At 69.5% G+C, this 11,654-nt stretch carries 9 protein-coding genes; 4 read left to right on the top strand and 5 right to left on the bottom strand.

Annotation, left to right across the window (positions count from 1 at the left end; all coding sequences use genetic code 11):
- Nucleotides 1–160 precede the first annotated feature (160 nt).
- The 5 genes from HSO01S_RS16840 to HSO01S_RS16820 all read right to left on the bottom strand — a co-directional run bounded on the left by HSO01S_RS16840 (nt 161) and on the right by HSO01S_RS16820 (nt 6,081).
- Nucleotides 161–1,396, bottom strand: a complete 1,236-nt coding sequence (locus HSO01S_RS16840) for an ROK family transcriptional regulator (RefSeq protein WP_066043485.1) — start codon at nt 1,394–1,396, stop codon at nt 161–163.
- A 98-nt stretch (nt 1,397–1,494) separates the two neighbouring features.
- On the bottom strand, nt 1,495–2,706 hold the full coding sequence (locus tag HSO01S_RS16835) for an ROK family protein (protein WP_066043484.1): 1,212 nt from the start codon (nt 2,704–2,706) through the stop codon (nt 1,495–1,497).
- 7 nt (nt 2,707–2,713) lie between these two features.
- Nucleotides 2,714–3,715, bottom strand: coding sequence for a sugar phosphate isomerase/epimerase family protein (locus tag HSO01S_RS16830; protein ID WP_066043482.1), 1,002 nt, complete (start codon nt 3,713–3,715; stop codon nt 2,714–2,716).
- A gap of 41 nt (nt 3,716–3,756) precedes the next feature.
- Nucleotides 3,757–4,896 (bottom strand): Gfo/Idh/MocA family protein, encoded by a 1,140-nt coding sequence (locus HSO01S_RS16825; protein WP_066043673.1) that lies wholly within the window; start codon nt 4,894–4,896, stop codon nt 3,757–3,759.
- Between the two features lie 135 nt (nt 4,897–5,031).
- Nucleotides 5,032–6,081, bottom strand: coding sequence for a substrate-binding domain-containing protein (locus HSO01S_RS16820; RefSeq protein ID WP_066043480.1), 1,050 nt, complete (start codon nt 6,079–6,081; stop codon nt 5,032–5,034).
- A gap of 265 nt (nt 6,082–6,346) precedes the next feature.
- Here HSO01S_RS16820 and HSO01S_RS16815 point away from each other — a divergent pair, with 265 nt between their 5' ends.
- Genes HSO01S_RS16815 through xylB form a run of 4 tightly spaced genes read left to right on the top strand, consistent with a single transcriptional unit; the run spans nt 6,347 to nt 11,589 of the window.
- A complete protein-coding gene (locus HSO01S_RS16815; RefSeq protein ID WP_174523003.1) occupies nt 6,347–7,867 on the top strand; it encodes a sugar ABC transporter ATP-binding protein in 1,521 nt (506 codons plus the stop codon).
- Nucleotides 7,868–7,920: 53 nt separating this feature from the next.
- Nucleotides 7,921–8,919, top strand: coding sequence for an ABC transporter permease (locus HSO01S_RS16810; protein ID WP_245636052.1), 999 nt, complete (start codon nt 7,921–7,923; stop codon nt 8,917–8,919).
- A 50-nt stretch (nt 8,920–8,969) separates the two neighbouring features.
- Nucleotides 8,970–10,160, top strand: a complete 1,191-nt coding sequence (xylA, locus tag HSO01S_RS16805; RefSeq protein WP_066043477.1) for a xylose isomerase — start codon at nt 8,970–8,972, stop codon at nt 10,158–10,160.
- A 16-nt stretch (nt 10,161–10,176) separates the two neighbouring features.
- Nucleotides 10,177–11,589 (top strand): xylulokinase, encoded by a 1,413-nt coding sequence (xylB, locus tag HSO01S_RS16800; RefSeq protein ID WP_066043476.1) that lies wholly within the window; start codon nt 10,177–10,179, stop codon nt 11,587–11,589.
- Nucleotides 11,590–11,654 lie beyond the last annotated feature (65 nt).

Below are 11,654 nucleotides of genomic sequence, written 5' to 3'. Positions count from 1 at the left end.
GCTGCGATGCGCGCTGGACACTGCTGCCGATCGTACGGAGGGTTTTGTTGCGCGTCAAGCCAAATTGGCGGAATGCGCGAATGGCGGGCAGAACGAGGTCAAGACCCCCGCAGAAGCGCGCGGCGAAGCGGTTTGTTGATAGGCCAGATTAACTGGTTTGTCAAGCACCGATCGAGAGCGTGGCCCCAGCGGGGTCCGCCAGAACCGGCGCGAAGGCCAGCTGAGCGGCTCCGATCGCCAGGAGGTCCGGCCCGAGCGACGAACGGGTGATCCGCACCGATTCGCGCGAACCCATCATCGCCGAGCGCTGCACGGCCTCGGTGATCCGGTCGGGGGCGACCTCGAACAGCGACCCGAGGAATCCGCCCAGCACGATCAGCTCGGGGTTGAAGAGGTTCACGATGTTGCGCACGGTGACCGAGAGGTAGTCGGCCTGGCGGTCGACCAGTTCGGCGAGCGCGGGGTCCACGCCCTCCGGGTCGGCGAAGCGCTCCCGCAGCACCCGGTCGAGCTCGTCGGCCTGACTGCCGACGAGGCCCACCGCGTCGAGCAGGGCCGCGCGGGTCACCTCGGTCTCGAGGCATCCGCGCGCACCGCAGTGGCAGAGGATGCCGTTGCTGTTCACGAGGGTGTGCCCGAGCTCGCCGGCGTAGCCGTTCTGCCCGGTGAGCAGGGCGCCGTTGCTCACGACACCGCCGCCGATGCCGCTCGCCCCGCCGTTGAGATAGACCAGGTTGCGCACGCCACGGCCCGCGCCGAACATGCTCTCGCCGAGCGCGCCGACGGCGGCGTCATTGGCCGCGTACACCGGCAGCCCCAGGGCGGCCGAGAGCTTCTCCGACAGCGGCTCGTCGTGCCAGCCCAGGTGGGGAGCGAGGTTCACCATCCCGTCGCCGGCCCGCACGAGACCGGGCACGGCCAGCCCCACGCCCACGGTGGAGTACGCCGAGTCGAGCTCGCCGCGCATCCCGGCCACGACGGCCGAGACGATGTTGACGACCTCGTCGACCTCGGGGATGCGCACGGTCGAATAGCGGATGCGCTTGACCACCTGGCCGCCGAGCGCCACCAGGGCGATCGAGACCGCGTCGAGCTCGGGGTTCACCGCGAGGGCCACCGTGTGGCGGCCGGGCGCGATCACGAGGCTGGGGCGGCCGACCTGCCGCTTGGTGTCGGGATCGGATTCGGTCACGAGCCCGAGGCTCACGAGCTCGGCCACGAGCGCGCCGATGGTGCTGCGGTTCAGGCCAGTGGCCCGGGTGAGCTCGGCACGCGTGAGCGATCCCGCGGCGTTCACGAGCTTCAGCACCGTGGAGAGGTTGTTGCGACGGACGTCGTCGAGGTTGTTGCCCCGGGATCCGGTCTTGGCGGAGATCGCCGTCGTGTCGTGCGCCATCTGACCCGCCATCCTCTCCGCCGGGGGGCGGCGAAGATCGAGGTCCCTCGTCGCCTCATTGAACAAGGACTCGATATTAGCAGGGTCCGTGCAACAAATTATGCACGGCTCAGGATGACCCCGGCCGGGTCCGAGAGCACACCCGAGAATGCGAGTTCCGCGGCCCCGATCAGCAGCAGATCCGCACCCAGACGGGCCGGGATGATCTGCGCCACCTGCGCCGATCCGTCGAGCGATTCGCCGCTCACCCGGTCGTTCAGTCGCGCAGGGTCGAGCGAGTAGACCGTGGCGAGGAATCCGCCGAGCACGATCCGCTCGGGGTTCAGCACGTTGACCGCGTTCCGGAGCGCCACGGCCAGGTAGTCGAGCTGCCGCCGCACCTCCTGCATCGCCGCCGGGTCGTCCGAGGCGGCGAGCGCCGCACCGAGCTCGTCGTTGTCGGCGCTCTCGAGGCCGACCGCCGCGAGCAGGCGCTTCTTCGAGACCTCCACCTCGAGGCAGCCGAGCGCGCCGCAGTGGCAGCGCTGACCGTCCGAGTTCACGAGGGTGTGACCGAGCTCCCCGGCGTAGCCGTCCGTCCCAGTGAGCAGCGACCCGCCCGCGACCACTCCCCCGCCGATGCCGCTCGATCCGCCGTTGAGGTACAGCAGGTCGAGCGAGCCCTGCCCGGCGCCGAAGATGATCTCCGAGCCGGCGCCGAGCGAGGCGTCGTTGGCCGCCCAGGTCGGGTAGCCGGTGGCCATCGCCACCATCTGGGCGATCGGTTCGTCGATCCAGCCCAGGTGGGGGGCGTACTTCACCTCGCCGTCCTCCGCCCGCACGAGTCCGGGCACCGCCATCCCGATGCCGACGATCCGGTACGAGTTGTCGAGCTCGGCGCGCATCCCGTCGATGACGGCCGCCGAGACCCGGGCGACCTCCCCGGCCGAAGGCACCCGGTCGGTCTCGTAGCGGATGCGGCGGATCACCCGCCCGCCGAGCCCCACCAGACCGATCGTGATCGCGTCGATCTCGGGATTGATGGCGAGCGCGGCGGTCGACGCGTTCGCGTGCACCTCGGGACTCGGCCGTCCCACGTTCGTGCTGGCCGCCGGCGAGGTCTCGTAGAGCAGGGCCAGGTCACTGAGCTGGCTCGTCAGGTTCGCCACGGTCGACCGGTTGAGGCCGGTGACCCGGGCGAGCTCCGCGCGCGTGAGGCTTCCGCGGTGATGCACGAGCGAGAGCACCAGCGACAGGTTCGTCCGCCGGGTCTGATCGTTGCTCGTCGCGGAGCTCGCCGCCCCGAAGACCGGCGGTTCGGTCAGTGACATGGGCGGATCAGCGAGCGCTGAAGGCCGCGTCGAACGCCGCGTCGGGTGCGTCGAAAGCGAGCTTCTGCACGAGCTCGAGCGCCTCGGGGGCGCCGACGAGCCGGTCCATCCCGGCGTCCTCCCACTCGACCGAGATCGGGCCGTCGTAGCCGATCGCGTTCAGGGCACGGAAGCTCTTCTCCCACGGCACGTCCCCGTGGCCGGTCGAGACGAAGTCCCAGCCGCGTCGCAGGTCGGCCCAGGCCAGGTGCGAGCCGAGCCGGCCGTTGCGGCCGTTGCCGGTGTTCATCTTCACGTCCTTGCAGTCCACGTGGTAGATCAGGTCGGCGAACTCGAGGATGAAGTCCACCGGGTCCAGCTCCTGCCAGACGAAGTGGCTCGGGTCCCAGTTCAGCCCGAAGGCCTTCCGGTGGCCGATGGCCTCGAGCGTCCGCACCGTCGTCCAGTAGTCGTAGGCGATCTCGCTCGGGTGCACCTCGTGCGCGAACCGCACGCCCACCTCGTCGAAGACGTCGAGGATCGGGTTCCAGCGGTCGGCGAAGTCCTGGTAGCCGGCGTCGACCAGCTCCTGCGAGACCGGCGGGAACATGGCCACGTACTTCCAGATGCTCGATCCGGTGAATCCCACCACGGTCTTGACGCCGAGCTTGGCGGCGAGCCGCGCGGTGTTCTTCATCTCCTCGGCCGCCCGCTGGCGCACGCCCTCGGGGTCGCCGTCGCCCCAGACCACGTCGGGCAGGATGTCGCGGTGCCGCTGGTCGATCGGGTCGTCGCAGACGGCCTGGCCCTTGAGGTGGTTCGAGATCGCCCAGACCTTCAGCCCGTGCCGCTCGAGCAGATCGAGCTTGCCCTGCACGTACTCCTCGTCGTCCCAGCGCCAGGGATCCAGATGATCGCCCCAGCAGGCGATCTCCAGGCCGTCGTAGCCCCAGCCCGCGGCGAGCCGTGCGACCTCCTCGAGCGGCAGGTCGGCCCACTGGCCGGTGAAGAGAGTGATCGGTCGTGACATCGTCGTACTCCTTATATATAGGGATGCCGGTGGGGCGGGGGTCAGACCGTCGTCCAGGCGCTGCCGGCGCCGGAGCTCGCCTCGACCGCTGCGAGCACCCGCTGCACGGCGAGGCCGTCGGTGAACGAGGGGGTCGGCTGCACTCCGGAGGCGATCGCCTCGACGAAGTCCTTGGTCTGGTGCGAGAAGCCGTGCTCGTAGCCGAGCATGTGGCCCGCGGGCCACCAGGCGCCGACATACGGATGCTCGGGCTCGGTCACGAGGATCTTCGTGAAGCCGCGGGTGGCCGGCTCGGCCGTCGCGTCGTAGAACTCCAGGGAGTTGAGGTCTTCGAGGTCGAAGGCGATCGCTCCGGCGGATCCCGAGACCTCGATCCGGAGCGCGTTCTTCCGGCCGGTGCTGAACCGGCTGGCCTCGAAGGAGCCGAGCACGCCGTCGTCGAAGCGAGCGGTGAACAGCGCCAGGTCGTCCACCGTCACGGTGCCGCGCTCCTCCGAGGCGGTGCCGGAGAGGCCGCGGGAGTCGGCCAGCAGCGGCCGTTCGGCGACGAGGGTCTCGAGGATGCCGGAGACCGTGGCGATCGGGTGCCCGGTGATGAACTGGGCGAGGTCGATGGCGTGGGCTCCGATGTCGCCGAGCGCACCGGATCCCGCCTTCTCCTTGTCGAGGCGCCAGGTCATCGGCGCCTCCTCGTCGGCCAGCCAGTCCTGCAGGTAGGCGGCGCGCACCTGGCGCACGGTGCCGATCCTGCCCGCGGCGACGAGGTCGCGGGCGAAGGTGACGGCGGGCACGCGGCGGTAGGTGAAGCCGACCATGGCGAACACGCCGCGCTCGGCGGCGGCCTCGGCCACAGCCGCCATCTCCTCCGCCTCCTCGACGGTGTTCGCGAGGGGCTTCTCGCAGAGCACGTGCTTGCCGGCGGCGAGCGCCGCGATCGCGATCTCCGCGTGGCTGTCGCCCGGGGTCACGATGTCGATCACGTCGATGTCGGGCCGCGCGACGACCTCGCGCCAGTCGGCGGAGGCCTCGGCCCACCCCCACCGGGTCGCCGCCTCCTCCGTCCGGGCGAGGTCGCGCCCCACCACGACGGCCATCTCGGGCCGGCGGGGGAGGTCGAAGAAGCGCGGGGCGGTCCGCCAGCCCTGCGAATGGGCGGCCCCCATGAAGCCGATGCCGATCATCGCCACCCGGAGCGGTCTGTTCTCTGTCACTGTCTGAAGGTCCTTCCGGAGGGATGCGGTGTGCTGCGATGGGGGCGGGGGGGACGGAGCCGGGCCCGTGAGCGGGTGCGCCCACGGGCCCGGCGGGAGCGGTTCCTACGACTCGAACGCGCTCGGCAGGTACAGGTCGACGTTCTCCTTCGTCACGACGGGAGCGTAGAGCTGGATCTTGCGCGGCACAGCGCCCTCGACGAGGTCGCTCATGCCCTTGTTCTGCACGATCAGGCGCGCGGCGCTGATGCCGTCCGCGGCCTGCGTCGACGGGTAGATGACCGTCGCCTTCAGCACGGTGTTGTCGGCCTGGATGTCGCGCATCACGTTCGCCGAGCCGGCGCCGCCGACCATGAAGAACTCGTCGCGGCCTGCGGCGCCGATGGCGGCGAGGACGCCGACGCCCTGGTCGTCGTCATGGTTCCAGATCGCGTCGATCTTCGGAGCGGAGGCCAGCAGCTGCGACGCGGCCGCCTCACCACCCTGCACGGTGAAGTCCGCGGCGACGCGGTTGTTCACCTTGAGACCGCAGTCGTCCAGAGCGTCGGCGAAGCCCTTGCTGCGCTCCTGGGTCAGCGGCAGGCTGTCGATGCCGGCGATCTCGGCCACGATCGGGTTCGACTTGCCCTCGAGCTGCTCGCAGATGTAGGTACCGGCGCTCACGCCCATGCCGTAGTTGTCACCGAGGATCGTGGTGCGGGCGGCGAAGGTGCTGGAGAACTCGCGGTCGACGTTGATCACGGGGATTCCGGCGTTCATCGCCTTGATGGCGACGTCGGTCAGTGCGGCGCCGTCGGTCGGCAGCAGCACGATCGCGTCGACCTTGTCGTTGATGAAGGTCTCGACCTGGCTGATCTGCAGGTTGGCGTCGTTCGTGCCCTCGGCGACGACCAGGTTGACGTCGGGGTACTTGCCGGCCTCGGCGATGGCGGCGGAGTTGATGGCGCCGAGCCAGCCGTGGTCGGCGGCGGGGCCGGAGAAGCCGATCGTCATGGTCTCGCCGGTGGCGGCGTTGTCCTCGACGGTGTTCTCCTGGACAGCGGCGCCGGTCGAACCCGCGCCTCCCGAGGTACAGCCGGTCATGAGCGCGATCGCTGTGATCGAGACGCCTGACGCGAGCAGCAACCGGCTGCGCAGCGTGCGTGGTGCAAGCATTGTTCCTCCTTGGTTGTGAATGCAGATGTCTGCACGACAACGTGGAGGTGCCCGTCCACATTGACGTTTCATGCAACATAACAGAGTCATCATCATTTGTCGCCGGTGTTTTCGAGGCGGAACTATCCCGTTCATCTCGTAGCGGGATGGCAGCAACAAACCTTTACGCACTGCAACTATGCGGAAGTCGAGGGCATGGACCGGAGCGGAAAACGGCTTTCGCGATTTTGATGCATGCCCGCAACAATTCTGCTACTTTGCCACCATGATCAATGACGACCAGGTGGTGCCGCTGCTCACGGTGCGTGGGCTGACGAAGTCCTTCGCCGGAGTGCAGGCGCTGAAAGGGGTGGATCTCGAGATCCTCCCGGGTGAGGTCCACTGCGTGCTCGGCCAGAACGGTGCCGGCAAGTCGACGCTCATCAAGACGCTCTCCGGGGTCAACCAGCCCGATGCCGGCGAGATCATCTGGCGCGGTGAGCCGATCTCGATCAGCGACCCGGTCGCCGCCCTCGAGCTCGGCATCGCGACGATGTACCAGGAGCTCGACGTCGTCGATGGCCTGAGCATCGCCGAGAACATCTTCCTCGGCCACGAGCACGCTCGCGGCGGCATCACCCAGCGGCGCAAGACCGCGCGCCAGGCGCAGCAGATCATGGCCCGCCTGGGCCACGGTTCGCTCTCGGTCAACCGCGAGGTCTCCTCGCTCTCGGCGGCGAACAAGCAGATCGTGAGCATGGCGCGAGCCCTCAGCCACGACACCCGCCTGATCGTGATGGACGAGCCCTCCGCGGTGCTCGACTCCGAAGAGGTCAAGAACCTGTTCCGCGTGGTCCGCGAGCTCACGGCCGCCGGCATCGCGGTCATCTACATCTCGCACCGTCTCGAGGAGATCCGCCAGATCGGCGATCGCATCACCGTCATCAAGGACGGCCGCACCATGGCGACCAACCTCTCGGTGGCCGAGACCCCCACGCAGGACCTGATCCGGCTGATGACCGGTCGCACGGTGGAGAACGTCTTCCCGGCCGCGCAGCCCCTCGCTCCGGATGCGCCCGTCGTGCTCTCCGTGAAGGAACTGGGTCTCCGCGGTGTCTTCGAAGACGTCAGCTTCGACGTCCGTGCCGGCGAGATCGTGGGCCTCGCCGGGCTCGTCGGTTCCGGCCGCTCCGAGATCATCGAGACGGTCTACGGAGCCCGCAAGGCGACGAGCGGCTCCGTCAGCATCGGCGGCCGCGCGATCACGACCGGCTCCGTCCGGGCGGGCGTCCATGCCGGCATGGGCCTCTCGCCGGAGGAGCGGAAGAGCCAGGGCCTCATCCTCGACGAGCCGGTCTACCGCAACGTCACGCTCGCGACCTTCACGCGCTGGGCGCGCGGCGGGTTCCTCAACGAGCGCGCCGAGCGCTCCGCGGCCCGCACCCAGCTCGAGGCGCTCGAACTGCGCCCGGCCGATCCCGACCGACCGGCCCGCACCCTCTCGGGCGGCAACCAGCAGAAGATCCTCCTGGCCAGGTGGCTGGTGCACGGCACCCGCGTCCTGCTCCTGGATGAACCGACCCGCGGCGTCGACGTCGGCGCCCGTGCCGAGATCTACAGCCTCATCCGCGACCTGGCCGCCCAGGGCGCGGCGATCGTCGTGATCTCCAGCGAGATCGAAGAAGTCCTCGGCCTCTCGGACCGCGTCCTCGTGGTCGCCGAGGGCCGCGTCATCCACACCACCGATGCCAGTGAGATCGACGAGCACGGCGTGCTCGATCTGGTCATGAAAGGAAGTGCCGCGTGAGCGAGCAGAACCCGGCCGCGGTCGCGACCGACGAGTACCACATCTCCGGCGGCCTGCCGCCGGAGGAGCACAGGCAGAATCCGCTCAGCCGCATCCTCGGAGGTTCCGCGGGGCGCAGCATCGGCCTCATCATCGCCCTCGTCGCGCTCTTCCTGGTCGGCACGATCACGGCGGGCGATCGCTTCGCGAACGTCGAGAACGTGCTCACGATCGTGCGGTTCGCCTCGATCACGGGTGTGATCAGCATCGGCATGACCTTCGTCATCACCGCGGGCGGCATCGACCTCTCCGTCGGTTCGGTGATGGGGCTCGCGACCGTCGTGGCCACACTGTCGTGGATCCAGGACTTCGCCAGCGACACCAACTGGATCGTGATGGTCGTCATCGCCCTCGCGGTCGGCGCCGGTGCGGGTCTGATCAACGGGATCGTGATCGCCTACGGCAACGTGGTGGCGTTCATAGCGACCCTCGCCATGCTGGTCGCGGCGCGCGGTCTCGCCGAGGTGCTGGCCAACCGCACGACGCAGATCGTCAAGGTGCAGGGCTTCCTCGACTTCTTCCGCTCCGACATCCTGGGCATCCCGATCCTGATCTGGATCTTCGTGCTGGTGGTGGTCGCGGGCTGGTTCCTGCTCAACCGCACCACCTTCGGCCGCCGCACCGTCGCGATCGGCGGAAACCTCGAGGCCGCGCGTCTGGCCGGCATCAAGGTGAAGCGCCACATCATGTACCTGTACGTGCTCGCGGGCCTGACCGCCGGCATCGCCGGCGTCATGATGCTCGGCCGCACCACGGCGGGCACCTCGACGCACGGCACGCTCTACGAGCTCGACGCCATCGCGGCGGTCGTGGTCGGTGGCACCCTGCTCGTCGGTGGCCGCGGAACCATCATGGGCACCGTGCTCGGCGTGCTGATCTTCTCGACGCTGACCAACGTGTTCACCCAGAACAACCTCTCCACCTCCGTGCAGGCCATCGCGAAGGGCGCGATCATCGTGGTCGCCGTGCTGCTGCAGCAGCGCTTCGCCGCTCGTGCCGCACGAAAGAAATAGCCCGAACACCGTCCGAACAACCAGCTCCACCTTCTGAGAGAAAGCCCATCATGACACTCACGCCCACTCGCGACGACAAGTTCTCCTTCGGTCTCTGGACCTTGGGCTGGGCCGCGCAAGACCAGTTCGGCGGCGCGACCCGCCCGCCCCTCGACACCGTCGAGGCCGTCGAAGGGCTCGCCGAGCGCGGCGTCTGGGGAATCACCTTCCACGACGACGACCTCTTCCCCTTCGAGTCGACGGATGCGGAGCGCCAGCACGAGATCGACCGCCTGAAGAAGGTGACCGCCGACACCGGCGTCGTCGTCGAGATGGTCACCACCAACCTCTTCTCGCACCCCGTCTTCAAAGACGGCGGCTTCACCTCGAACGACCGCGGCGTCCGCCGCTTCGCGCTCCGCAAGGTCATCCGCAACATCGACCTCGCCGCCGAGCTCGGCGCGACCACGTTCGTCATGTGGGGTGGCCGCGAGGGCAGCGAGTACGACGCGGCCAAGGACATCCAGGGCGCGCTCGCCCGCTACCGCGAGGCCGTCAACCTCCTCGGCGACTACGTGGTCGAGAAGGGCTACGACCTGCGTTTCGCGATCGAGCCCAAGCCCAACGAGCCCCGCGGCGACATCCTGCTGCCGACGGTGGGCCACGCCCTCGCGTTCATCAACACGCTCGAGCGCCCCGAGCTCGTGGGCCTCAACCCCGAGACCGGGCACGAGCAGATGGCCGGCCTCAACTTCACCCACGGCATCGCGCAGGCGCTGGATGCGGGCAAGCTCTTCCACATCGACCTCAACGGCCAGCGCGGCGTGAAGTTCGATCAGGACCTGGTGTTCGGCCACGGCGACGTGCAGAACGCCTTCTCGCTCGTCGACCTCCTGGAGAACGGCGGCCCCGACGGCACGCCCTCCTACGACGGCCCCCGTCACTTCGACTACAAGCCGTCCCGCACCGAGGACGCCGAGGGCGTCTGGGCATCGGTCGACGCCAACATGCGGATGTACCTGCTCCTCAAGGAGCGCGCCGCCGCCTTCCGCGCCGACCCCGCCGTGCAGGAGGCTCTCGCCGCGTCGAAGGTCGCCGAGATCGCCGTGCCCACGCTCAACGAGGGCGAGACCTACGACGCCCTGATCGCCGACCGCTCGGCCTACGAGGACTTCGACGCCGCCGCCTACTTCGGCGGCAAGGGCTTCGGCTTCGTGCAGCTGCAGCAGCTCGCGATCGAGCACCTGCTCGGCGCCCGCTGATCGCGTCGACGACCCGATGAGCCTGGTCGCCGGCGTCGACTCCTCGACGCAGAGCTGCAAGATCGTCATCCGCGATGCGGCGACCGGGCGGATCATCCGTTCCGGTCGCGCGCCCCACCCGCCGGGCACCGAGGTCGATCCCGGTGCCTGGTGGGAGGCGCTGCTCGCCGCGGCCGCCGACGCGGGAGGACTCGACGACGTCGACGCCCTCGCGGTCGGCGGTCAGCAGCACGGCATGGTGGTGCTGGATGACGCGGGTCGCGTCATCCGCCCCGCCCTGCTCTGGAACGACACGCGTTCGGCGGCGGCCGCAGCCGCGCTGATCGAGGAGTTCGGCGCCGGCCCGCTGGCCGAGCGCACCGGCTCCGTGCCGGTCGCCTCCTTCACCGCGACGAAGCTCCGCTGGCTCCGGGATGCGGAGCCCGAGTCGGCCGCGAAGGTGGCGGCCGTCGCACTCCCCCACGACTGGCTCACCTGGCGGCTGCGCGGCTTCGGCCCGGCCGGCGGGAGCCCGCTGGGCCCCGTGCTCGAGGAGCTCGTGACCGATCGATCGGATGCGAGCGGCACCTCCTACTGGAACCCCGGCACCGGCGAGTACGACCTCGAGATCATCGAGGCCTCCCTCGGCCATGCCCCGGTCCTCCCCCGCGTGCTCGGCCCGCTCGAGCGTGCCGGCGTCACCGCCGACGGCCTCCCCGGCATCCCCTCAGGGATCGTCGTGGGAGCCGGAGCGGGCGACAACGCCGGCGCCGCCCTCGGGCTGGGCGCCGGCATCGGCGACGTCATCGTCTCGATCGGCACGAGCGGAACGGTGTTCGCCGTTACCGATCGGCCGGCCCAGGACACCACGGGAACGGTCGCCGGCTTCGCCGACGCCTCCGGCGCCTATCTCCCCCTGGTGGCCACGCTCAACGCGGCCCGCGTGCTCGACTCGATGGCCCAGCTGCTGGGGGTCGACCACGACGAGCTCGGGCGCCTGGCGCTCGAGGCCCCCGCCGGATCCGACGGACTCATGCTGCACCCGTACTTCGAGGGTGAGCGCACCCCCAACCTGCCGGACGCCACGGCCACCCTCTCGGGGATGACCCTCCGCTCCACGACCCGGAGGCACGTCGCACGGGCCGCGATCGAGGGCCTCCTCTGCGGTCTCGCCGACGGCCTGGATGCGCTGCGTCGCGTCGGCGTCGAACCGCGCCGCACCCTGCTGATCGGTGGAGCCGCGCTGAACCCCGCCGTGCAGGCGATCGCCGCGCAAGTCTTCGACGTCCCCGTCTCGATCCCAGCGCCGGGAGAGTACGTGGCGGCCGGAGCCGCGCGTCAAGCCGCTGCGGCGCTGACCGGAGCCTGGCCCGAGTGGTCGACGAGCATCGACGTCGAGCTGCCGGCCGATACCCGCCCGATCATCCGCACCCAGTACGCGGGGGTCTGATCGGGTCTCGTCGAACTACGGGTTAAAAGCGAAAGGGCCGCCCAATGGGCGGCCCTTTCTAAGTT

It is taken from the genome of Herbiconiux solani NBRC 106740 (genome assembly GCF_001571005.1).
In the GTDB taxonomy this organism is placed as follows: domain Bacteria; phylum Actinomycetota; class Actinomycetes; order Actinomycetales; family Microbacteriaceae; genus Herbiconiux; species Herbiconiux solani.
The sequence above is the reverse complement of the archived record's forward strand: the minus strand, read 5'-3'. Positions and strand labels throughout refer to the sequence as shown.

Bases quoted from the DNA above. Each gene is read 5' to 3' on its own strand.
- HSO01S_RS16815 (WP_174523003.1), top strand. From the start codon at position 6,347: ATGATCAATGACGACCAGGTGGTGCCGCTGCTCACGGTGCGTGGGCTG.
- HSO01S_RS16825 (WP_066043673.1), bottom strand. From the start codon at position 4,896: ATGATCGGCATCGGCTTCATGGGGGCCGCCCATTCGCAGGGCTGGCGG.
- HSO01S_RS16835 (WP_066043484.1), bottom strand. From the start codon at position 2,706: ATGTCACTGACCGAACCGCCGGTCTTCGGGGCGGCGAGCTCCGCGACG.
- xylB (WP_066043476.1), top strand. From the start codon at position 10,177: ATGAGCCTGGTCGCCGGCGTCGACTCCTCGACGCAGAGCTGCAAGATC.
- xylA (WP_066043477.1), top strand. From the start codon at position 8,970: ATGACACTCACGCCCACTCGCGACGACAAGTTCTCCTTCGGTCTCTGG.
- HSO01S_RS16840 (WP_066043485.1), bottom strand. From the start codon at position 1,396: ATGGCGCACGACACGACGGCGATCTCCGCCAAGACCGGATCCCGGGGC.
- HSO01S_RS16820 (WP_066043480.1), bottom strand. From the start codon at position 6,081: ATGCTTGCACCACGCACGCTGCGCAGCCGGTTGCTGCTCGCGTCAGGC.
- HSO01S_RS16830 (WP_066043482.1), bottom strand. From the start codon at position 3,715: ATGTCACGACCGATCACTCTCTTCACCGGCCAGTGGGCCGACCTGCCG.